Below are 22,964 nucleotides of genomic sequence, written 5' to 3'. Positions count from 1 at the left end.
CAGCATCCCGTACCCCTTAACCTCACACCATCCGCGCCAGGCGTTCAGCCAGACCGGTGTACGTTTCCGGCGTCAGTGCGCGCAGCTCATCTTTGATCTCCGGCGCGACATCGAGTTCGTCGATGAACGTATGCAGCATCGCAACCGTCAGCGTCCGTCCGCGCGTCAGGCGCTTGAGCGCCTCATACGGCTCAGGATACCCGACGCGGCGCAGGATCGTCTGCACCGCTTCCGCCAGCACCTCCGGGTGACGGCGCAGATCGTCGAGCAGACGTTCCCGGTCAACGTTGATCTTTCCCAATCCCCTGCTAATGCGCCGATAACCGAGCAGGCAGTACCCAAACGCCACGCCAAGGTTACGCAACACGGTACTGTCGGTCAGGTCGCGCTGCAGGCGCGAAACCGGCAACTTGCGGCTCAAGTGTTCCAGCAAGGCGTTTGCCAGCCCCAGGTTGCCTTCGGCATTCTCGAAATCGATCGGGTTGACCTTGTGGGGCATCGTGGACGACCCGACCTCGCTGGGAGGCGCGGTCTGCACCAGGTAGCCGTCGCTGACATAGCGCCACATATCCTGGCACAGATCGATCAACACCGTGTTGAGCCGTCGCAGCGCGTCACATAGTTCGACGAGCGTGTCGTGCGGTTCGATCTGCGTGGTCAACAGCACCGGTTCCAGGTCGAGGAACCGGATGAACCCGCGGCTGAACGCGATCCAGTCCACCTGCGGCAGCGCCGCGACGTGCGCAGCGAATGTGCCGGTGGCGCCGTTCAATTTGCCGGTGAGTCGAATGGCGGACGCCTGTTCATAAGCGCGTTTGAGACGCGCGGCGAACACTGCCATCTCCTTGCCGAAGGTCGTCGGCGTAGCGGGTTGTCCGTGGGTGCGCGCCAGCATTGGCGTTTCGGCTTCGGTGAACGCCAGGTCGCGCAGTGCCGCAATAATCTCGCCAACTGCGGGCATGAGGATCAGGTCGCGCGCCTCGCGGGTCATCAATGCGTGTGCAAGATTGTTGACATCTTCCGACGTGAGCGCAAAATGCACTGCTTCCTTCCAGGCGCCGAGACCGAGCGCATCGAGCCGTTCGCGCAGCCAGTATTCGACCGCCTTGACATCGTGGTTGACCTTGCGATCCCATGCGGCTATCGCTTCAGCGTCATCGATGGAGAATGAGCGGTACAGATTACGCAATGCCGCTGCCGCGCGCGGATCGAGTTTCGGCACGAAATCGACGTCCTGCGCGCGTGTCAGAAACAGCAGATACTCCACCTCGACGCGCAGCCGATAGCGAAGCAACGCCGCCTCGCTGAAATAGGCTTCGAGATCGGCGACATCGGCGCGGTAGCGGCCATCGAGCGGCGAAAGAGCGGTCAGCGACATCTCGTTTCTCCTTCAATAGCGACGTTGTCGCATGTTTGCAATGATTCCGAACGTTTACCATCCATGACTGCACTGCAAAAATCTGTAACCACGAAGGTCACGAAGGGACACAAAGGACATGCGCTTCGTGGTTCTTCCCCTTCGTGTGCTTCGTGCCCTTGGTGGTGAAGCCTTCCATGACTTCACGGCACAAAGCGGAACCACGAAGGTCACCAAGGGACACGAAGGAAGTGCGCTTCATGTTTATCCACCTTCGTGCGCTTCGTGCCCCTGGTGGTTACTTCACGGCACAAAGCGGAACCACGAAGGTCACCAAGGGACACGAAGGAAGTGCGCTTCATCTTTATTCCCCTTCGTGCGCTTCGTGTCCTTGGTGGTTACTTCACGGCACAAAGCGGAACCACGAAGGTCACCAAGGGACACGAAGGAAGTGCGCTTCATGTTTATCCACCTTCGTGCGCTTCGTGTCCTTGGTGGTGAAGCCTTCCATGACTTCACCGCAAAAAGCGGAACCACGAAGGTCACCAAGGGACACGAAGGAAGTGCGCTTCATCGTTATTCCCCTTCGTGCGCTTCGTGTCCTTGGTGGTGAAGCCTTCCATGACTTCACCGCAAAAAGCGGAACCACGAAGGTCACCAAGGGACACGAAGGAAGTGCGCTTCATGTTTATCCACCTTCGTGCACTTCGTGTCCGTGGTGGTGAAGCCTTTGTGCAGTGGACTCATTCATAAGCGTGCGTATAATTGAAGCCGGACGCTCAACCCGGCGTCTGCACCAAGGTATCTACCGTCGGAGGTTGCTATGTCGCCTCTCATGTCACCCAACGCCGACCGAACGGTGAACGACGCCATTGCCGCGATTCGCTCAGGAGCGCGGACGCATACTTCTCACCCGGGTGTTGCGCCTCAACCCGCAGCACGAACACGCGTGGCTCTGGATGTCCGCTGTCGTTGAGACGCCTGAACAACAGCGTGAATGCCTGAATCGCGTGCTGGCGATCAATCCGCACAACGATACTGCACGCCAGGGGTTGAAGATGTTCGACCGAACTCAAGCGCCGTCTGCACCGGTACCGCATCTTGGGCAGACGTCTACCACGCCCATGCACGATCACACCCGCCTGACAGACAGTATGGCAAAGCCGATGGATGCCGACGCGGCGCGTGCGACTTCCCATCCGGTAAGCACATCTGTTTCACGTGAAACATCCCTTCCATCGACGCACGAGTGCAATCCAATAGCGCAGCGTTGTCCACAATGCGGCGCTGTGCTGAGTCACAACGACTCCTCGTGCGCTTTCTGCGGCAGCCGTGTTGCGCACGCTGCGGAACCCGCCCTTGCTTCATTCCATGCTTCTTCCTCATCATACCCGAAACGTCGCGCCTTGACCAGCAACGACCAACGACGCCTCGCCGGAGAGTCAGAAAAGCGAACCGGTGCAGCACATATTTTCAATCCGACGACCATTGTCGGTATGCTTGTGCTGGCTCTTGGCATAGCACCCATTATTTTAGCGTTCTCAGAAACGGCTTCGACAGACCTCGACCGGCTGAATGCTCTGCCTGTCCATATGGCTGTTGTCTTGGCATTGATAGCCTTTTCATTTTCATTGCCGATAGCATTTGCGGGAATAGGAGTCAAGCTGATCGTCGAGGGAATACAGCAGTATCGTTACGCACAGCTGCTACGCACCGCAAGCGCCGTCACCGACGCGCCGATCCTTGACGTCTGGCAGGAACGAGGGTATGAAGGCGAGCCGTCTATCGTCGCCTGGGAACTGACCTTCTCCGACGGCAAGGGACGTCCCGTGCAACACCGGGGAGCGCAGCGCATCAGCAAGAAGCTTTTCCATCAGCTTCAACAGCGTGACGCGGTGCAGGTGCGCTTTGTTCCCGATCAACCGGCTATCGCTGCGCTAGACCCGCAGTGGGTTGCGGCAATCGAGCAGCATAGCGCGTGATGAGCCTGATAGTCGTGTGCTGTGGTGCAGTTATGGATGCAATGTGTGTTAGCCATAGAAATCGGTAAACCCATCGGCGTCGAGGCGTTCGAGCATGCGCCTCACTTTCTCCGCCGACTCTGGAAAGGGCGCTGCGGTCATCGCTGCGGACGCCACTTGCGCAGCGTGTTTCCAGGTATGCTGTGGCGCGCCAAGGAACAGTTCCAGCAGTTCGGTTAGCGCCCGCCGCAAACGCGGCGTGTCATCGCCGCGCAGTTTTGGCAGCACTTTCTGCTTGATCTGCAGGTCCAGCGCCTGCTGTGGCATCAGTATCCCCTGTGATTGCTCGACATAACGCAGCATCTCGCTCAGGACGCGATACCCGAACGGCTGCCCTGCGCGCGCCATGATGCCGTGAACCTGAACAATCACCTTCCAGAGGGCGTCGTTGATCGCGCCGGGGTAGGCGGCGCGGAACCCTTCCAGATCGACATCGGTCAGTTCAATCACATTCGCGCGATCAAGCAGTTTGTCAGAAAGTGCGTGCGCACTCTCGTCAACGTTAACAGTGCCGATGATGACCACGTTCGGTGGCAGGCGAAAGGGATTGCTCAGAACGTCGCCGGTCACCGTCTCCACAGTCGCAGCAGGTGCTCCCAGGTCAATCAGGCGGTCGTCGGTCTCCATTGCCGACAGGATCGGCGCCAGGTAGTATTCCGGGCGCGCCAGGTTCATTTCGTCGAGGCAGACGAAATAACGTGCAGTCGGATCAGTTGCAGCGCGCTGCAGGAAGCGCAGAAACGGCGTGGCATGGTATTTCCCCGTGATCGCATTATAGTACCCCAGCAGATCGCGCGCGCTGTGCCAGTCGGGTTGTACCGCCACCAGCAGGTAGCGCTCATTCTCCTGTCCGGGCGCCAGATGTTCGCCGATCAGCGCATCGGCGTACAGGCGGGTCAGGCGGGTCTTGCCGACGCCGGAGATTCCCGGCAGGATGACCAGTGGACGGGTGCGGAGCGCGACATGGTAGGCGCGAATGATCTGTTCCGACACCGTCAATCCGCGCGCGCGCATACGTTCGATGATCACCTCGATCGGCGGTTCTTCCGCCATGAGATAGGCGACGCGCTGCTCACGCAACCAGGCGGCGCCGGTCGGATCATGCGCCTCGGCGCGCTCCATCAGCGCCTCGTTGAGCGGCAGCAACGCGAGCGCATCCTCGATTAGGCGTTCGATGAACGCCGGCTGAAAGACCTGCGGGTCGTCCCAATGGTAGGCGAACCCTGCCAGAAGTGACGATGCCGTGCGGTTTGCCAGGTAACGGTCGATCCACAGCGCTCCCGGATCGATCATGCGCTCGCGGTCTGCGAAGCGCACCTCGCGGATGTTTTCTACCAGCGGCAACCAGATCGCGCGCGATTCCTCCCACACGTGCGCCAGGTCGGCCTTGCGGCGGCGTGCAACCTGGAGGGCGACGAGGATCAGGCGCTCGACGCCGCTGACCGCCAGGTAGACCCCTGCGCCGCGCGGTGGTCGATCAATGACCAGGTAGTAGTCGTCGATCGGATCGCGCACGCCGCGACCGCGGTTGACATAGCGCTGCGTGCGGTAACTGATCTCGTAGAGGCTCCAGATACGCGAAAAACGTCGGGATGCCTCGGCGCTAAAGCGGGCAGCGAATCCCGCCAGCACCGGCTGCAACCGTTCCTGAACGGCATTCCAGCGCTCCGTAGCGCCGGGGACCGTCAGTGCAGCGAGCGCCTCCGGGGTGAATACGACCTGATCCGGCACGGTGGAAATCGCCATTTCAAGGCTTTCTGATGGGATAAATCCTTTCTATTATAACACCGTTGGCGATGTTCTGAGAACCAGAGCGGTTTTGCCCGTCTGGTGATTGGTGTTGGCTGTGACAGGCTCAGCCAACGCCTGTTCGGGAGCGAGTATCGGAAGATTGCGACTTTATCGCAATGCTGCAATCGAATCGGAGCGCTCTGCGTACATGACTCCGGCTACAATCATGGTGACGCGCTACCTGATTGAGATGGTTCCCGACATCGGAGGTTGCCAATGTCACTCCCTCCATCACAAGACTCCGAACAGACGCTGGACAAAGCCATTGCCGCGATTCGTGCGGGTGAAACGGAGCGTGGACGCGCGTTGCTTGCGCAAGTGCTGCGCGACAACCCATCCTGCGAAAACGCCTGGCTCTGGATGGCGACCGTTGTTGAAACGCCGCAGCATAAGCGTGAATGTCTCGAGCGCACTCTGGCAATTAATCCGCAAAACAGCATTGCACGGCGTAAGTTGCGGTCGCTTGGCGTGACGGCGCCGCCTGTTGCGCCTGCATCAGCGCAGCGCATCGCAGGTCCGGCGTATGGCAGTCCATCTCTGCCCGCTGGCGCCGGTCGTTGCCCGAACTGCGCTGCGGAAATTGATGCAGCAGACCGGCGGTGCCGCTTCTGCGGATCGCTTCTACGCATATTGCCGCACAGTCCTGCTTCGAGATCAAAGCGAGAGTCGTTGAGTCAGATTGAGCGATGGAAACTTACCGGAAGATACATTCCGCCCTTTTTACCATTTGCCATTTTGACCTATGTGTTCGTAGGGATAGTGATAGGAGTCCTCGGGGCCTTCTTCGGAAAAGAACACCTTACATCTATCGTCATGACGCTACTCTTTCTTCCGTTTGCGGCTATGTGGGTCTTTATTATGATAATACATTCCTGTCCTGTCAATCGTCGAGAAAATACGATTAATGAGCGGGTCGAGAGCCGAGGCGCGTATTATTGATATTTGGGTGGAAGAAGGGGAAAAAGCAAACGAAACATCTTATTACATCGCGTGGGAATTCACCGTACCCGATCAAAGAGGTGACGCCGTTCACTTCAGAAAGGCGCAATCAATTAGCAGAAAAATCTACTCTATGCTTGCAGCACGTGATACAGTGTTCGTGCGTTATGTCCCTCGCGAACCACAATGCTCCGGATTGGACAAAAAGTGGCTCCGTGAACTCGAGAAACGGTAAGATGTCCATGGATTCATCTCTCCCTGCCGCCTTCGAATTCGATCCTCCTGCGTGTGACCTCTCGACTTTTGCCTCGCGCTCTGCTTCGCCTTCCGTTGTTGCGGAACGCATGTTCATATCACCCCCGCCACCCGGCGATATGTGATATAATACAAGGGTTGTGTAATGACATCTTTAGAGCGCCAGTATGCGGCAACCTGCCTCGATTATCGACACGTTGAGCGAAGGATATCGCGCTATTCACCGAAGGCCGGCTGCGCTGCTCCTGGTGTTCGCATTCAACCTGGCGTTGCTGCTGACGGCGCCGGTTTCGTTTGCGCCGCTGTTTGATCGCTTCGATAGCTTCCTGACCAGGCTGGCAGGCGCGTCGGCGGAATACGACGGCGAGGCGCAGAGCCAGATGAGCGCACTGCTGGCAGAACTCGGTCAGACTGACCTGCGTCAGGCGCTGGCACTGATGAGCGTAATGCCGCGGTTCATTATTCCGCGTTTTGCACCGGGCGCGCTAGCGACCAATAGCGCAGGCGCGGCGATCACGATTGCCAGCGTGCCAGCCGCAGTGCTGACCTTCGTTGTGATCAATGTGATCGTTTTTCCCATCGGTGTGCTGTTTCTGGCGCTGGTTGGCGCCGCAGTACGCGGTGAACCGGCATGGCAGCGCGACCTGTGGCGTATCATAGCACGCATTGGCGCCGCGGTCCTTGGGGTAATGGCCATTCTGGCAACCGCATTCGTTCTGATCGGTGTGCCGTTCACCTTTGTGGCAGCGCTCCTTATGGCGGTTAATGAAGTGCTGGGAGTGCTGGCGTTCAGCCTGATCCTGGTCGTGATCATCTGGGTGCAGATCTACGTTGGCTTCGCCAACGAGGCGATTGTGATGAGCCGCGTCGGACCGCTGCGCGCGCTGCGGGCGAGTTTTGAACTCGTGCGCCGCAATCTGTGGGGCGTGGTCGGGTTCTTGCTTCTCTCGCTGTTGATCGTTCGCGGCACCGAGGTGATCTGGGAGGTGCTGGGAACATCAACGCTTGGCGGCGTGGCGGCGGCGCTTGGCAGCGCCTACATCGGCGCCGGTCTGGCAGCGGCGCGGATGGCATTCTACCGCGAACGCCTGCGCCGTTTGAGTGAACAACAGGCGATCCGCCCAGGAGCGGCGCCCTGAGCCTGCCAAAGGGTAGAACTATTGACTTCACTGCAAAAAGCAACCACGAAGGTCACAAAGGGACACAAAGGAAATGCGCTTCATTTTTTACCTTCGTGCGCTTCGTGTCCTTTGTGGTTAAGCCTTTGTGCAGTGGACTCACTATTGCAATCATATGAATGAACGATTCGAGTCGTCTATGACAACAGAACCGCTGCGATCGGTCGATGTGACCGGCTACGATGAAGATCAGATCCAGGTGCTCGAAGGGATGGAGGCGGTTCGCCGTCGTCCCGGGATGTATATCGGCCCAACTGATGTCAACGGCCTGCACACCATGGTGCGCGAAGTCGTCGATAACTCGGTCGATGAAGTCATGGCCGGGCGCGCAACCACCGTCGAGGTCACGATCCATAAAGATGGGTCGGTGACGGTCGCCGATGACGGCTATGGCATCCCGACCGGTCCGCATCCCAAACTCGGCGTCAGCACGCTTCAGGTGGTGATGACGGTCCTCCATGCTGGCGGCAAGTTCGACAACAAAAGCTACAAAGTGTCGTCCGGGTTGCACGGCGTCGGCGTGTCAGCCGTCAACGCACTCTCGTCTTATATGCGCGTTGATGTCCATAATGCGCGTGATGGGATGCACTACTATCAGGAGTACCGCTGTGGCGCGCCGCAGTGCGAGGTGCAGAAGGTCGGTCCCACCACCCGGCGCGGGACGATCACGCGCTTCCTGCCGGATACGACGATCATTCAGACGCTGGACTACCAGTTCAAGACTCTGGCGCAACGCTTCCGCGAGATGGCGTACCTGAACAAAGGGCTGCGCTTCAAGTTCGTCGATGAGCGTGATGGGAATGAGGTGAACTTTTATTTCGAGGGCGGCATTCGCTCGTATGTGCGTCACCTCAACAAAGACCGGAATGTGTTGCACAAGCAGCCGTTCTATGTCGAACGCGTCGTCGATGATGTGCTGGTCGAGGTGGCGTTGCAATACACCGAAAGCTTCGACACCGATTCGGTGTACGCATTTGCTAATGGCATCAACAATACCGATGGCGGCGCGCACGTCGCCGGTTTTCGCAGCGCGTTGACGCGGGTGATCAATGCGTATGCGCGCAGCAAAGGGTTCCTCAAGGAAAACGAGGGGAACCTGACCGGCGATGATGTGCGTGAAGGGTTGACCGCCGTGATCAGCGTGAAACTGCGCGACCCGCAGTTCAGTTCGCAAACCAAGGAGAAACTGGTCAGCCCTTCCGCCACTGGCGCGGTCAACACGGTGTTTGGCGACGCCTTCAGCGCCTGGCTTGAGGAAAACCCGCAGGAAGCGCGGCGTATCGTTGAGAAGTGCATCTCAGCGGCACGGACTCGCATCGCGGTGCAGAAAGTGCGGGAAACGGCGCGCAAGAGCGCGATGGAAGGGTTCTCGCTGCCGGGCAAACTAGCCGACTGCTCGGATACCAGCCCGGCGCGCACCGAGTTGTTCATCGTTGAGGGTGATAGCGCCGGCGGGAGCGCAAAGCAGGGGCGCGACCGGCGCTATCAGGCGATCCTTCCGCTGCGCGGCAAAATCCTGAATGTCGAGAAGAGCCGGCTCGACAAAATGCTGTCCAATAACGAGGTCAAGGCGCTGATTACCGCCATCGGTGCCGGCGTCGGCGAGCAGTTCGACCCGTCCAAATTGCGCTACCATCGCATCATTCTGATGTGCGACGCCGATGTGGACGGGAGCCACATTCGCACACTGTTGCTCACGTTCTTCTTCCGCTATATGCGTCAAATCATTACAAACGGGCACCTCTACCTGGCGCAGCCGCCGCTGTATCGCATCGTCCATGGGAAGACCGAGAAGTATGTCTTTACCGACGCCGAGCGCGATCAGTATCTGTCAACCCTTTCGCCTTCGGAACGGAACAAAGCGGTCGTGACGCGCTACAAGGGGCTGGGTGAGATGAATGCGGCGCAACTGTGGGAAACGACGATGAATCCGCTCAATCGCCTGCTCTTGCAGGTGACGCTCGAAGATGCACAGCAGGCGGACGAGACCTTCACCATGCTGATGGGCGATCTGGTTCCGCCGCGCAAACGCTTCATTCAAACTCACGCGCTCGAGGTGCGGAACCTGGATATTTGAGGGCGTGGGCATGCACGCGGCGAAACTGCCGGGTGCATGCTGTTCTCGCAGTGCTTGAACCCCGCATGGGTCGTCATGCAGTCAGGGTGGGCTGAGCCTGTCGAAGCCCACTCTGCGCTATCAGGCAGCAATCTCGCACATGTTGCGCTCAACGATTGAGTGGGCTGAGCCTGCCGAAGCCCACCCTGCGATCAGGGGCAAGCCTTGTCAGAAATGTTGCCATTACGGTCGCACAATAATACTGGCAACCGTTACCCACTCGCCCGCATTACCGGCATAATCAATCGGCTGTACGCGCAACAGGTGCTCGCCAATGGCAAGCGGCGGCGCTTCGACCTCCGGCAGAGGGGTGAACCACTCCGAGACTCCAGTGGGGTCGCTGCCGATGTAGATGCGGTAACCGGCAACCCCGGAAGCGGCGTCGCCTGCCGGTTCCCAGGCGATGAGCGTCGATTGCCCGGCTTTCAGTGCGATTGGCTCGATTGCCGGCGGGGACTCCGGCGGGGTCGTGTCATACCCTATCGGACCGAACGTGGCGACCGTCTGTTGACCGTTGCGGTCCCATCCGCGCACGAAGAGCGTATGCAACCCTTCGCCCGCCTCGGCGAGGCGTATGCTCCCATTCGGCGTTGGCATCTCTGGCGCCGCGCCGGCGGGATCGGCCCCCCACGCTGCGCGATACCCCGCCGTCATTGCTGTGCCGCTGAATTCAATGCGTACATCGCCACTGTACCAGCGACCGGTTTCCGCTCCGGCAAAACCGATCCCCTCGATGTTCGATAGCGGTGTGCTGCCGGCCTCCAGCACCCTGCCGCCGTGCTGGTTGCACCCGCCAATCTCCGGCAAGTCATACCCTTCTGCAAAGCGCAACGGCACAGAACGCCGATTGCGCGCCCAGGGTCCCTCTGCAGTGAATGCCGTGAAATGCAGATGCACCACCCCCGGTGACCCGCGATCACCAACGGCGCCGATCACTTCGCCGCGCGCCACGATCCGCCCGATCTGCGGATGTTCGGCGCTCTGCATATGCGTATACATCGTGTAGAGATTGCCCTCGTGACGGAGGATGAGCGTGCCACTCCGCCGCGCCCAAACGAAGATGACGCCGTCGGCGGCGGCGCGTACCGGAGCGCCGGCGCTTGGACCTCCAACCCGAACCAGATCGAGTGAGTAGCGATCCCAGCCATTATGCGTGCCACAGGCGTACCCCTGAATGATGCGCCACTGCTCACCGGGGGGCGTCGGCAACCAGAGTTCGGGGGCGACGCCAGCGTGGTCTGCTGCCGCAATCGGCGCTGCCTGCACGAACGCAACAAGAACGATCACCAGCGCAAGCCAACGCCGCAGCTGTCTGCTTCGTGATTTCATAGTGTCGCCGTGGACCTATTTACTTTTTGTTTACAGATTGCGAGACGCGGAGAAGATACCACAGAGTCGTGCGCGCGTCAAACGCAGGTTGTGCGTGTTCAGCGTTGGGGTAACGCTGCAAACCCGGGAGCAGGGCGCTTACAACACGTGAAGCGTTTTTAGCAAGCCTCCACGTCGTATCAGCCGTTTCAGGCATCAGGATGTAGGCACAGTCGAGGCGGCGCATCGCTCCAACACATGTCGCGTTGCGTTATCGACCCCATTCCTTGCAGGCATGCGCCGTATCAGATCACACGCGCGGGCATCACTACCCGCGCCGATCATCCGAAACCCCGTGCGTGCGCGGGGCCTGCATGTACGCAGATTGTGGCGATCACCGGACTGACCGAAATCCCGTGCGCGCGCGGGGCCTGCGAGCGCCGCCGCTGTGTGCGGCACCAGGGCGACCGAAATCCCGTGCGCGCGGGGCCTGCGTTAACGCAGAGACGCAAAGGCGCAAATCTGTTGCGTCTCTGCGTGCGCGCGGGGCTGGCGTGGAGATTAATGACCTGTGCCGCTCTGCGCCGGTCTGCCTGGTGAGTCAAGTCGCAGGCTCCGGCAAGCGAAGCCCGCGCAGACAGGCTTGACCAGGCGATACCAGCCAGATTGTTGTCTCGATATTCATCAAGGTCGGGCTAGAGTGCGGCGGATTTCCTCAAGAAACCTGCGGGAGTGGCCATCACACACTCTTCTGCACACATTCTCTCAGGCGCACAGTACCCAAGAAATCGTGCGTGGTCAAACGTCTTCCACCTTTGACGATTGGGCATTCATGCCGGCAGACATATTCTGTTGACGCGCCATAGACACAAGACCCAGCGCGATCACCGCCTGTTGCAGGTTTGCAAAGGTGCGCATCCGATTGAGCGCAACCCCCAAACCCACAACCGTCTGCGCCACTTCGGGGCGAATGCCGACGACGATGACCTGCGCTCCCAGGAGACGTGCGGCATCGGCAGCCCGAAGGATCATGCGCGCGACTTGCGTATCCACAAGTGGAACGCCGGTGATGTCGAAGATGATATGATGTGCGCGTTCGCGCTCAATAGCGTGGAGGACATTCGAAACGAACGTCTCTGCGCGCGCTTCATCGATGGCGCCGACGAGTGGTGCAATGAGCACGCCAGGCAACACGGGGAGAACCAGGGCGCTCAGTTCGCGGATCGCTTCCTGGCTTGCACGCAGATCGGCAAGCGTTTGCTGCAACTGCGCTTCGCGCTGCTCAACGGTATGGAGCGCTTCCTGAAGTTCAGCGGTTCGTTCCTGCACCGTCTTCTCAAGCGTATCTCGCAAATGAGCAAGTTCCTGTTCACGCGCCAGCGCAGCCACGAGTGATTGCCGCAACACCGGACCGAACGATGCAATGATCGTCGTGACCACAAACAGCACAAGCAGAAACAGTGCCACTGCGACAACCGTGAGATCGCCGGGCGGTTGGACTGTGGCGACAAACGGGGCGATCACCGGCTTAAGGAAGAAGACAAGGGCGGGGATCAAGCCGCTTGCTGCCGAGACCGCAATCAATCGACTGTTTTCTATCAAGAGACCGGTTAAGATGACCGGTGCCAGCGTCACCAGCAGGAATGGCGTCGCTGCCGGGTAGCCATAAATGACCGTCACAAAGAACACTGCTGCTACCAGACCGGCAGATGCCGCCAGAACCGCCGGGCGAAAACGCCCGCGGCGAAGGACTGCCACTCCTGCCATACTGGTCAGCATGACCACGACGGCGCCGACAGCAGGCACGCCGTCGGTTGGGTTGATGCCCAGCGCTGCAAGGAAGACGATCAGCGCGATCAGTGCTGCGCCGCTGATAGCGAGCAGGATGCGTTGTAATGCTGGCGCCTGCTGGCGTTCAATGATGTCGCCAGACCATTCATTCAAGGTGATCAGTAGCCTGCATGTTCTCTCCTCACAAACAAGACGGCGCGCAGTCTGTTTAACTCGTTGCGCGCCGGTGCATTAATGGCAGTCTGATGGCGCCGCTTCTCTTGCAGGCGTTGCAGTGACTGCTCCTGTCACTATTGTACCTCAGCGCTATTACCGTGGTTGTGTAACCTTTTGCCGATGGCTGCATTTCAAGAGTGAGGCGGTTATCAGACATATTTCTCAGCCTACTAGAAAAGGAGCCCGACAATGTTCGCGAAGAATGAAGGCCCGATGGATCGTGGCATTCGTGCGGTGCTTGGCATCGCAGCGTTGGTGGCGGCATTCACGTTGTTGAGCGGCGTCTGGCAGATCGTTGCCGGCGTGGTCGCGTTTATGCTACTCGTAACGGCTGTCATCGGCGTATGCCCGCTTTATTCGGTGCTGGGCATCAATACCTGCCCGGTCAAGCCAGGGACGAGGGGTTAGGAGTTAGGGGTGAGGGGTGAGGCGCCATGTTCACCCTATCTGGACTGTTCCTTAGTTAGGGGTGGATACTGCGGTGTGTGTCTGAGTTCTATCGCCCATTGCGAGCATCAGAATGTGCGTAAGGACAAGATGACGCCTTGCCCCAACATCCCCTTTTCCCGCAGTCGGTACAGTACCCACACGTCTGATACCACATCGCGGTCAGTCAGACCAGATGTTTGATCGCCCGGTTCGCAAGGATCAGCGATCAACGCGCACCGCCCGGATGTTGCCCAAGACTTGCTTGTGGTGACCGTCTAGCGGCTGACGTTGGCTGAGCGTGTCGAAGCCGGCTGAGCGTGTCGAAGCCAACGTCAGCCGCTCCACGTCCTTGATGTTCCAGGTTGCGGTTGATCGCGCTATGAGCGAGGGTTTTCGCCCGCAGCGCCCCGGTGTCCTGCCGTGCGCTCCGGCGGTATTGTGACCGCGCATTCGTAGAAGATTCACACAAAGGCGCAAAGGCGCCAGGATGCCGTATGACATCCGGTATGCGATGACGCTGCGGGCTGATGAATATTGAGCAAGAAATCCGGTCTCGCCCGCGCATCGGCGACAGCAGCCCCGGCAGGGCTTCCACGTGCAGTGAGCGCGGTCGAACCGCCTGCAGTGAGCATGGTCGAACTGCCTGCGGCGAGCAGGGTCGAGCCGCGTCCTTAGCGAGGGCTTTCGCCCGCAGCGCTCCGGCGCCCCGCTGCGCGCCCCGGCAGTATGGTACGAATGACCGCTCATGAGTATGGCATCGCCCGGTCAAGCCTGTGCAGGCGGGCTTCGCTCGCCGGAGCCTGCGACTTGAGTCGCCAGGCGAACCGGCGCAGAGCGGCATCGGTCGTCAACCTACTCGCAGCCCTGCACGCGGGGAATTGGTGACAACCATTGTCCATCTGGCGTCCGCAATCGCCCCGCAGCCCTGCGCGTGGGGTTTTGGTGATCGGCAACGCTCCGCTTGAGCGCAACCCTCGCGTCGCCTGCCCCTTGCCGCGCGCCTGGTTTTGCGCGCGTTCGTATCTTCCTGCTTCAGGCGCTTACAAGCGCCTTCACTGCCGTCCGATCGTACTTCTGTTTGCGGCGAATGTCGCGCAGGGCGCGCCGGTTGCGGTAGACGGTGATGAGCACCGGGGTCTCACCGGCGTCACTGATGACGAGGGTGGCGCCTTCCAGATGATGATACTTTTGAAAGGTCGCCCGATCAGCAGGGATGTTACGCCTTCCAAGGAAGATGTGCAGCACGCCGCCGCTGCGGATGCGACGCCCATGTCGCATGATGAATGCCACCTCGTCGTCCTTCAGGTTGCGTTGTGCCTGTCGCAGGCGTGCGTGGTTGCTGATGGCGATCATGCGAGCCTCCTCTATTCAGGTGCGACGCCCGCTCCTGTCTCTGGAGAGCGTCTATTTGCATTGAGCATAGCCTGTTTCTATGAACAAGATAAGACAGTCGCGCGCCGCTTTTTCATCTCTGTCGGTTGACAACCGCCAAAGCGATTGGGTATTATCCATGAATGAGTCCACTGCACAAAGGCGTAACCACCACGGACACGAAGCGCACGGCGGTGGATAAACATGAAGCGCATTGCCTTCGTGTCCCTTGGTGACCTTTGTGGTTCGCTTTGTGCCGTGAAGTAACCACCAGGGACACGAAGCGCACGGCGGGTGATAAAGATGAAGCGCATTGCCTGTGTGTCCCTTTGGGACCTTCGTGGTTCGCTTTGTGCCGTGAAGTAACCACCAAGGACACAAAGTGCACGAAGGTGGATAAACACGAAGCGCATTGCCTGTGTGTCCCTTGGTGACCTTCGTGGTTCGCTTTGTGCCGTGAAGTAACCACCAAGGACACAAAGTGCACGAAGGTGGATAAACATGAAGCGCATTGCCTGTGTGTCCCTTGATGACCTTCGTGGTTCGCTTTGTGCCGTGAAGTAACCACCAAGGACACAAAGTGCACGAAGGTGGATAAACACGAAGCGCATTGCCTGTGTGTCCCTTGGTGACCTTCGTGGTTACGGCTTTTTGCAGTGAAGTCATCCATGCACGTCTGTTCGGAGAACCGAGAACCAAGAACCGAGAACCGGGATGCGTGATGGGTGCTGAGGCTCTGGCGCTCTGGTGAAGGTGGTTGATGACATGGCACAGGAACGTTCGTGGTATGAAGTGGTGCAGGAGTGTCAGGAGCGTGTGGTGCGCATCCGCGCAGTGCTCACGACGGGCGGCGAGTGGACGCCAGCGCTTCAGAAAGACCTCGACAACGTGATCCTTGCAGCGCGCAACTGGATCTACGGTCGGGCGCGCAAATCGGGACTCGATGAGGATGCCTGCGCCGATGTGCTGCTCGCGTTCATCGAACAACTCCAGCGCGATCTGCGCAGTCCCGGATTCCGCAGTATGGAGCGCAAACTCGGCTCGTACATCTCAACAACAGTTAACCGCATTCTCTACGAAAGAAAAAACAACCAGCAGCACATCTTATCTTCTCTTGAGAGTCTGGATGCGCCGATGGGTGACGATGGTCTACCGCTCCACGAGGTCATCGAAGATCCGACGCTAGCGCGTCTTGCCGAAGAGCATGACGAAGAACAGGTTCGCAAACGATTGTACGAAGCGATCGAGGCGCTTCCTGAAATCGAACGTGTGGTTGTTACGCATCGCCTGAACGGAGTGCGCGGGATCGACATCGCACAGATGCTTGTTATGTCGCCCGCAAATGTTTCACGTATCTACAAGCGCGCAATCAATCGGTTGCGTCAGGCATTGGCTGCCGGGGAATCATCATGAAAGACCGTTCGTATTTTATCGAGGCGGCGTTGCGTTACGAGGAACTGCTCAAATCGGGGCAGATCATCAGCCTCGATGCATTTGTGGCGCAGGAACCGCCAGAGGTGCGCGAGGAACTGCGCGCGTTTCTCGAGTTTAACCTGACGCTCGGCGAATTGGACGAGCCGGCGGTGCTATCGCCGACGGAAGAGGCGGCGGCCGACCGTGTGATGGCGCTGGCGGGGGCGGCGTGGGAACGCGAGCTGAGCGGCAAGCCGCTCCAGAATCTGACCGACCTGCGCAAGGCGCGTCATATGACGGTCGGGCGACTGGCGCGCCACTTGAAATTGCCGGTCGATCTGCTGGCGCGCCTGGAGCGCGGCAAAGTGCGCGTTGCGACGATCCCCGAACGGTTGATTGAGCGCCTTGCCGATGCGCTGCAAACCGCTACGTCCGTTATTCAAGCGGCATTGCTCGCGCCGCCGCCTGCCAGCACAGGAGCGCGTCTCAACGCCGAAGATGGAATCGTCGAGCCGGAAGAGACAGTGGTCAGCTTCGCACGGGCGTTCGCAGACAGCGCTCCGACCGACGAAGAGCGGGCAGCCTGGGCTGATGTGCTGCCAGAGGACCGACGATAAAACAGGTGAATGGTCATACCTGCATTGCCGCCCAACACGGATGCACTGTATAGAACGGCACGGGGGAGTATGCGCGCGGTGAGTGATCGCGCCGGTTCTGAATTGGCGCAGGCGATGAACCGGGTAAGACCTGTGCCGATGTGATACTGACTTGCGGTCAGTCAGACAAGATGTTCGCGCGCCCGGTTCGCAAGGCGCACCAGTCAACGCACACCGGCAGTCCGTGTCGTGGACGCATGACTGCGCAGTGGTATCAGCAGCCCCGGCGGGGCTTCCACTTGCGGTGAGCACCGTCGAACCGCATGCGGTGAGCATGTCGAACCGCGTCCTCAGCGCGGGCTTTCGCCCGCAGCGCTGGTTATCTGAAGGGCGGAATGGCGCAGCAAAGCAAACTTTCATGTCCTTAGCACGGGCTTTCGCCCGCAGCGCCCCGGCGTCCCGCTGTGCGCCCCGGCAGTATTGTACGATTGACCGCGCATTGGTATGAGGAGCGACGGCGACCATGAGTGTGCGTTCAAGGCATATCCGCGCATTGGCGCGTGATGTTCGTCGATCGTACTTGGAGCGCATCGGTGGCGCGCCTGACCATCCGCTCCCGCTCGACGATCTGGCGGAGACGCTCTGGGAGTTGACGGTCGTTCCGACAACAACGCTCGCCGAAGGCATTCAGGGCAAGGTCGAGCCGGAACTTCAGGTCATTCGGGTGCGGCGCGATCTTCCGCCGACCCGCCTGCGCTTCGTGGTGGCGCACGAAATTGGTCACGTGGCGCTCGAAGGACTGACCGCCGATTCCTTCCGTGATACTGCCGATACCCTCGATGAGCGCGCAGCCGGCGAGGGTGTCGATGAGTCGGCGGTGCGCACCTACAACACGCGCGAGCGCCGTGAACAGGAGGCGAACCTGTTTGCACTCGAACTGCTCGTGCCGGCGGAGGAACTCTGGCAGGCGGTGCAGCAACCGGAGTGGAGCATCGAGACGCTGGCAGCGCATTTTGCCGTCTCTTCCGATGCGCTGCGCGCGCAACTGGTGAATGTCTGCTGCCTCGAACCGCCGGTTTTGCTGGCAGCGCCGGTTGCCGGGTCAGGTTCCACATTCACGCCCGACCCGGAGCAGCGGGCGGCGGTCGATGCGCCGCTGCCGCTGCTGCTCGCCGCAGGACCCGGCACTGGCAAGACGCGCAGTATTGTGGCGAAATATGTGTCACTCGTGAGTCAGGGGGTCGATCCGGCGTCCACGCTGGCGTTGACGTTCTCGAACCGGGCAGCGGAAGAGATGCGCGAGCGGATTATTGCGGCGCTCCGCCAGGAAGCGCCGCACCTCGCCGGATGCATCGAAATCAGCACCTTTCACTCATGGGGCTTGAATATGCTGCGGGTCTACGGCGCGCGCCTGGGGCTGCCGGTCGATGCGCGTCTGCTCGACACTGCCGATCTCTTCATTTTGCTGTCGAAACGCCTGAACGATCTGCGCCTGGAGCATTTCAAAGACCTGCGCGAACCAACCCGGCATTTGCTGACGATTATTCAGGCGATCAGTCGCATCAAGGATGAGCTCTGGTCGCCGGAGGAGTTTGCGCGTCTGGCGGAAATAGAAGCGCGACGCCTGATCGAAGATGCGGAACGGGATCACCCCGGCACGACCCGTAAAGCGACCGAAGTGCGCGAACGCGCTGTGCGCCGGGCCGCCACTCTGCGTGAACTGGCGCAGGTCTATCCACGTTACGAAGCCATGCTCCGCGAAGCGGGCGCGCTAGACTATGGCGACCTGATTGTGCTGCCGGTAAAGGCGCTGCGCGACCATCCGGCAATCGCCGCCGATCTCCGTCGCCGCTATCGTTATCTGCTGGTCGATGAGTTTCAGGACATCAACTACGCTTCGGGCGAGCTTATCCGGTTGCTCGACGGCGGGCGCGGGCAGGTGTGGGCGGTCGGCGATGCATGGCAGAGCATCTACCGCTTTCGCGGCGCGTCCGCCGCCAACCTCGACGAATTCACGCAGCACTATCCAGATGCGCACATCCGCTACCTGACGCGCAACTATCGCTCGTTGCAACCGATCCTCGACGCCAGCGCTGCGGTGATGGCGAGCGATCCGCGCGCCGCTGAACGTCCCCCGCTCGTGGCGCAGCGCAACGGCGGCGGCGCCCGCACGGTCGTCGAGTGGGCCGCGCCGCGCAGCCCGGATGAGTATGCCGCCATTGCGCACGACATTCTGCGCCGGGTGCGACTGCGCAACCGCCGGTTGGCGCCGGGCTGCGCGGCGCGGCGCGGGATGGCGCGCTCTGGAAGGATGCGGCGGATGGCGCGGCGTTCTCCGCTGTCGATCCGCCGGTGGCGCTTCTACGATCATGCTATCCTCTGCCGCACCCACGAGCAGGCAGGTGCGCTTGCTGCCGTGCTCGAAGCGCACGGCGTGCCAGTCGATTACATCAACGACGTGTTCGATGCGCCCGAAGTCAAGGATGCCCTGGCGGTCTGCGCTCAGGTTGGCGCAGCAAACAGCGCCGGGTTGTTGCGTGCGCTGACCATGCCCGAACATTGCCTCGACTCCGCCGATCTCAACCGGCTGGTCGATCTGGCGCGGCACACCCAACAGGCGCTGACACGGGCTGCGCGCGACCCGCAGATTGTTGCGCGCCTCAGTGAAGCGGGGCAGCGGACGCTCGCACAGCTCCAGGCGATGGTCGAAGCGCTGGAGGGCGAAGGCGATGCCTGGCAGGTGTTGACAGCGTACCTGTTCCGGCACAGCCAGGCGATGCGCGAGCGCTTGATCCGCGCCGCGCGGAAGGACGTCAAGGCGCAGCGTGAACTCGCCGCACTCGGTCAACTCCTTGCGATTGCGCGCACCTTCGTGCGCCTGGCAGCAGCGGACGAAGGTGATATGCCTCATTTCATTGACTACGTGCGCGCACTGCGCGCTGCCGGTGTGCGCCCGCGATCATCGAGTGATGCGCAGGTGGACGCTGTGCGGATTATGACGGTTCACGCCGCAAAAGGGCTGGAGTTTCCTATCGTGTATGTGCCGGGGTTGCAGGAAGGACGCTTCCCGGCGCGTGGCAACCGGCGAGGCATCCAGTTGCCCGACAGTCTCATCCGCGGTCCAATCGAGAGCGAAGAGCAGGAGGAACGTTACCTGCTCTACGTGGCGATGACCCGCGCGCGCAACCGGTTGGTGCTCAGCCGGGCGCTGATGCGAAGCGACGGCGCAAGACCGGTAGAGCGCTCGTCGCTGCTGCCCGGAGATGGTCAAGGGAATGGCGTTCCATGGCGCGTTCGCGTGCTGGAGGGTGCAGCGAACTGCCCGCCCCCGACGCTTGACATGCGCCTGTACGACACGCCGCTGCCGCGTATGCTGCTGCCGGCGTCGAGCATTGATCTTGATGGCTGCAAACGGCGCTTTCTCTACCAGTACGTCTACCAGTTGTATGACGACCTCTCGCCCTTCTTGCGCATGCACCAGGCAATCCGCGAATGCGTCAAGACTCTGACCGAACAGGCGCGTGATGGCGTTCTTCCGGCTGATGAAGCCGCACTGCGCACCCTGGTGTTTGGCCAGTTGCAACGCTACGAACTCGACACCGTCTTGTATGCCGATGACTACGCTGCCGAGACGCTGCGGCATGTGCAGACCGTATGGGACGACCTGCGCAACGGGCGGATCACGCCGGAACAGGTGGACCGGCGGGTGATCGTGCGGCGACCTGCCGGGACTATCGAGGTGCGGATTGATCGTGAGGAGACGCAGAACGGGATAACGCGCTGGGTGTGGGTGCGTCCGGGTATGCCGCGCAGTGACGATCACCTGGCGGAACGGGTGATGCTGTACGCTCTGGCGCGTCAGGAGACGGCTCATCCCCCTGACGAGATCGTCATCGCCTACACCGGAACCGGCGACATGCGACCCGCCATGCCGAGTGAGCGCGTGCTGGCGAACCATACCGAAAAGATCGACCGTCTGCTGGAAGCCATGCGCGCGCGACGTTGGGAACCGTCGTTCGGTCCGCAGTGCGATTCATGCCCGTTCAACCTGATCTGCCCGGTGTAGCGGGCAGAGCGCCAGTGTATCGTCATGGAACTGTTCACGGTTGGGGTCAACGATGCCGCCGGTCGCCCAAAACGGGAGTTCGAGGGCAGCCCCCGGAACGGAAAACTGGCGCCTGGTGGCTGATGGAGTTTGAATATATATTCCGCTCTCCGCCTTGTAGCCCGGTGACTGAAGTCGCGGGCTACGGGAAGCGAAGCCCGCCTGCGCGGGCTGGACGTGGCGATACCCGATTATTTGCTCAAAAACCACAAGCTGCGGGCTACGGGAAGCGAAGCCCGCCTGCGTGGGCTAGACCCGGCGATACCCGATTATTGAGTTCGGCATACGCCGCCGCCCGTGCCCTGAGCCTGTCGAAGGGCGGACGGGCGGCGCACCCCCTGAGCCCTGAGCCTGTCGAAGGGTCGAAGGGGGCGCACCACCGTCGGTATACCCAAATGAAGGCTTAATCTTCATCAATCGCTGGCAACCGCAGACTGCCCCTCAGGGGCGCCAACCAGAGGAAGCGCAGCGCCGTATAATACGGTGAGTTCTACTGAAACAATGGAGTCTCCATGCCAGTCGATGAATCTCGTTTTCGCCAGTTGATGGGTCATTTCGCCAGCGGGGTGACGGTGGTGACGACGGAACACGAAGGGCAACTGTTTGGATTGACGGTCAGTTCCTTCTGTTCGCTCTCGCTGCGCCCGCCGCTGGTGTTGATCTGTATCGACAAGAAGGTTCGGGCGCACGACGCGATTGCTGCCGCCGGGCGCTACGCGGTCAATATTCTCGAAAAACACCAGGAGTATCTGTCGCGCCGCTTTGCGACGCCGGAAATCGATAAGTTCATGGGCATCGCCTGGCATTTCGGCCAGCTGGGGTTGCCGATCCTCGACGATACACTGGCGGCGTTCGAGTGCCGGTTGACCGATACGTTTCCGGGCGGGGACCACTCGATCTTTGTCGGTGAAGTGCAGAATGCAGAGATCCGCGAAGGTTCGCCGCTTATCTACTATCGTCGCGGATATCACGAGTTGAAGTGACCAATCACATTCCAACCCGCGTTTTGACCGTCGATCCGTCCGCTCCCGACCCGCAGATCATCGCGGAAGCCGCTGCGGTGATCCGGGCGGGCGGACTAGTGGCGTTTCCCACCGAAACGGTCTATGGTCTGGGCGCCAATGCGCTCGACGAGCATGCGGTGGCGCGAATCTTCCACGCCAAGGGGCGTCCGGCAACCGACCCGATCATTGCGCACATCGCCGATGTGCAGCACCTCGATACGCTGGCACGTGATGTGCCGCAGGTTGCGTATGCGCTGGCGCGGCGTTTCTGGCCCGGGCCGCTTACGCTAGTGGTGCTGCGACGACCAATTGTGCCCGCCAATCTCTCTGCCGGGCGTGCGACGGTGGCGGTGCGGATGCCGGCACACCCGGTGGCGCTGGCGTTGATCGCTGCGGCTGATGCGCCGATTGCTGCGCCCAGCGCCAATCGTTTCAGCCGTCCCAGCCCGACGATGGCGGCGCATGTGCTCGATGATCTGGCGGGGCGCATCGATCTGGTACTCGACGGCGGTCCCACGCCGGTCGGCGTCGAGTCGAGCGTTGTCGATCTGACCGTCGATCCGCCGGTGTTGTTGCGCCCTGGCGGTGTGACGGTTGGGGCGCTGCTCGAGCTGTTGCCCGGTTTGACTTTTGCGCCACGCTATCTGACTGCCGAAGACGAAGCGGCGCCGGCGCCGGGGATGCTGTTGCGGCACTATGCCCCCAATGCTCCATTGATTGTGGTGGCAGGCAAGCGTGAAGCGGCATTAGCGCGTATTCGCGCTGATGTGTTGTCCGCTGCTGGCGCTGGCAGACGGGTCGGTGTGCTGGCATTCGATGAGGACACAGTGGCACTGGCGGGCCTGCCTGTGCAGTTGGTCATGCTTGGTTCTGCGGCCGATCCAGAACAGGTGGCACAACGTCTGTTCGCTGCATTGCGCGAGATCGAACGCACTGGCGTTGATCTGATCCTGGTGCGCGATCCTGGTCAGGAAGGGTTGAGTCTGGCCATTCGCGATCGGCTGATACGCGCCGCTGAAGGGCGGGTCATCATCGCCGAACCGTGATAGCGCGCCCGTGGTATACTTGCCGGAA

14 protein-coding genes are annotated in these 22,964 nt (G+C 60.5%); 9 read left to right on the top strand and 5 right to left on the bottom strand.

Going from position 1 to position 22,964, the window contains the following annotated elements:
* Positions 1-22: 22 nt before the first annotated feature.
* Positions 23-1,378 (bottom strand): adenylosuccinate lyase, encoded by a 1,356-nt coding sequence (gene purB, locus AC3EA7_RS02385; RefSeq protein ID WP_488612425.1) that lies wholly within the window; start codon positions 1,376-1,378, stop codon positions 23-25.
* Between the two features lie 1,385 nt (positions 1,379-2,763).
* Here purB and AC3EA7_RS02380 point away from each other — a divergent pair.
* Positions 2,764-3,339 carry a hypothetical protein gene (locus AC3EA7_RS02380; protein ID WP_488612424.1) on the top strand — a complete coding sequence of 192 codons (576 nt, stop codon included), beginning with the start codon at positions 2,764-2,766 and terminating at the stop codon, positions 3,337-3,339.
* Positions 3,340-3,387: 48 nt separating this feature from the next.
* Here AC3EA7_RS02380 and AC3EA7_RS02375 read toward each other — a convergent pair whose 3' ends face one another.
* Positions 3,388-5,124 (bottom strand): McrB family protein, encoded by a 1,737-nt coding sequence (locus AC3EA7_RS02375; RefSeq protein ID WP_488612423.1) that lies wholly within the window; start codon positions 5,122-5,124, stop codon positions 3,388-3,390.
* A 1,406-nt stretch (positions 5,125-6,530) separates the two neighbouring features.
* On the opposite strand from AC3EA7_RS02375, the gene AC3EA7_RS02370 reads away from it, so the two are divergent.
* Complete coding sequence (locus tag AC3EA7_RS02370; RefSeq protein ID WP_488612422.1) at positions 6,531-7,502, top strand: hypothetical protein; 972 nt, start codon at positions 6,531-6,533, stop codon at positions 7,500-7,502.
* Between the two features lie 178 nt (positions 7,503-7,680).
* Complete coding sequence (gyrB, locus tag AC3EA7_RS02365; protein WP_488612421.1) at positions 7,681-9,618, top strand: DNA topoisomerase (ATP-hydrolyzing) subunit B; 1,938 nt, start codon at positions 7,681-7,683, stop codon at positions 9,616-9,618.
* Positions 9,619-9,840: 222 nt separating this feature from the next.
* Here the strand turns inward: gyrB and AC3EA7_RS02360 are convergent, their stop codons facing one another.
* Together AC3EA7_RS02360 and AC3EA7_RS02355 are read right to left on the bottom strand one after the other, a co-directional pair.
* Positions 9,841-10,986, bottom strand: a complete 1,146-nt coding sequence (locus AC3EA7_RS02360) for a peptidoglycan DD-metalloendopeptidase family protein (RefSeq protein WP_488612420.1) — start codon at positions 10,984-10,986, stop codon at positions 9,841-9,843.
* A 777-nt stretch (positions 10,987-11,763) separates the two neighbouring features.
* Positions 11,764-12,909, bottom strand: coding sequence for an STAS domain-containing protein (locus AC3EA7_RS02355; RefSeq protein WP_488612419.1), 1,146 nt, complete (start codon positions 12,907-12,909; stop codon positions 11,764-11,766).
* Positions 12,910-13,161: 252 nt separating this feature from the next.
* Here AC3EA7_RS02355 and AC3EA7_RS02350 point away from each other — a divergent pair, with 252 nt between their 5' ends.
* Positions 13,162-13,380 (top strand): YgaP family membrane protein, encoded by a 219-nt coding sequence (locus AC3EA7_RS02350; protein ID WP_488612418.1) that lies wholly within the window; start codon positions 13,162-13,164, stop codon positions 13,378-13,380.
* Positions 13,381-14,433: 1,053 nt separating this feature from the next.
* Here AC3EA7_RS02350 and AC3EA7_RS02345 read toward each other — a convergent pair.
* The gene (locus AC3EA7_RS02345) at positions 14,434-14,754 is read right to left on the bottom strand and encodes a DUF4258 domain-containing protein (RefSeq protein ID WP_488612417.1); all 321 of its coding nucleotides are present in this window, start codon (positions 14,752-14,754) and stop codon (positions 14,434-14,436) included.
* A gap of 783 nt (positions 14,755-15,537) precedes the next feature.
* On the opposite strand from AC3EA7_RS02345, the gene AC3EA7_RS02340 reads away from it, so the two are divergent.
* The 5 genes from AC3EA7_RS02340 (at position 15,538) to AC3EA7_RS02320 (ending at position 22,936) form a co-directional block, all read left to right on the top strand.
* A complete protein-coding gene (locus AC3EA7_RS02340; RefSeq protein ID WP_488612416.1) occupies positions 15,538-16,185 on the top strand; it encodes a sigma-70 family RNA polymerase sigma factor in 648 nt (215 codons plus the stop codon).
* Positions 16,182-16,802 carry a helix-turn-helix domain-containing protein gene (locus AC3EA7_RS02335; RefSeq protein ID WP_488612415.1) on the top strand — a complete coding sequence of 207 codons (621 nt, stop codon included), beginning with the start codon at positions 16,182-16,184 and terminating at the stop codon, positions 16,800-16,802. Before AC3EA7_RS02340 ends, AC3EA7_RS02335 begins: the two co-directional genes overlap by 4 nt.
* 502 nt (positions 16,803-17,304) lie before the next feature.
* Complete coding sequence (locus tag AC3EA7_RS02330; protein WP_488612414.1) at positions 17,305-20,847, top strand: UvrD-helicase domain-containing protein; 3,543 nt, start codon at positions 17,305-17,307, stop codon at positions 20,845-20,847.
* Between the two features lie 551 nt (positions 20,848-21,398).
* The gene (locus AC3EA7_RS02325) at positions 21,399-21,869 is read left to right on the top strand and encodes a flavin reductase family protein (protein WP_488612413.1); all 471 of its coding nucleotides are present in this window, start codon (positions 21,399-21,401) and stop codon (positions 21,867-21,869) included.
* Entirely contained in the window at positions 21,866-22,936 is a 1,071-nt protein-coding gene (locus tag AC3EA7_RS02320; protein ID WP_488612412.1) for an L-threonylcarbamoyladenylate synthase, read from the top strand. The genes AC3EA7_RS02325 and AC3EA7_RS02320 overlap by 4 nt, the downstream gene beginning before the upstream one ends.
* Positions 22,937-22,964: the final 28 nt, after the last annotated feature.

It is taken from the genome of Roseiflexus sp., assembly GCF_057785375.1.
Note: the sequence above shows the minus strand (reverse complement) of the source record. Positions and strands in the feature narration are given on the sequence as shown.

Coding starts and splice junctions, on each gene's coding strand:
- purB (WP_488612425.1), bottom strand. CDS start 1,378: ATGTCGCTGACCGCTCTTTCGCCGCTCGATGGCCGCTACCGCGCCGAT.
- AC3EA7_RS02375 (WP_488612423.1), bottom strand. CDS start 5,124: ATGGCGATTTCCACCGTGCCGGATCAGGTCGTATTCACCCCGGAGGCG.
- AC3EA7_RS02370 (WP_488612422.1), top strand. CDS start 6,531: ATGCGGCAACCTGCCTCGATTATCGACACGTTGAGCGAAGGATATCGC.
- gyrB (WP_488612421.1), top strand. CDS start 7,681: ATGACAACAGAACCGCTGCGATCGGTCGATGTGACCGGCTACGATGAA.
- AC3EA7_RS02360 (WP_488612420.1), bottom strand. CDS start 10,986: ATGAAATCACGAAGCAGACAGCTGCGGCGTTGGCTTGCGCTGGTGATC.
- AC3EA7_RS02350 (WP_488612418.1), top strand. CDS start 13,162: ATGTTCGCGAAGAATGAAGGCCCGATGGATCGTGGCATTCGTGCGGTG.
- AC3EA7_RS02345 (WP_488612417.1), bottom strand. CDS start 14,754: ATGATCGCCATCAGCAACCACGCACGCCTGCGACAGGCACAACGCAAC.
- AC3EA7_RS02340 (WP_488612416.1), top strand. CDS start 15,538: ATGGCACAGGAACGTTCGTGGTATGAAGTGGTGCAGGAGTGTCAGGAG.
- AC3EA7_RS02335 (WP_488612415.1), top strand. CDS start 16,182: ATGAAAGACCGTTCGTATTTTATCGAGGCGGCGTTGCGTTACGAGGAA.
- AC3EA7_RS02330 (WP_488612414.1), top strand. CDS start 17,305: ATGAGTGTGCGTTCAAGGCATATCCGCGCATTGGCGCGTGATGTTCGT.
- AC3EA7_RS02325 (WP_488612413.1), top strand. CDS start 21,399: ATGCCAGTCGATGAATCTCGTTTTCGCCAGTTGATGGGTCATTTCGCC.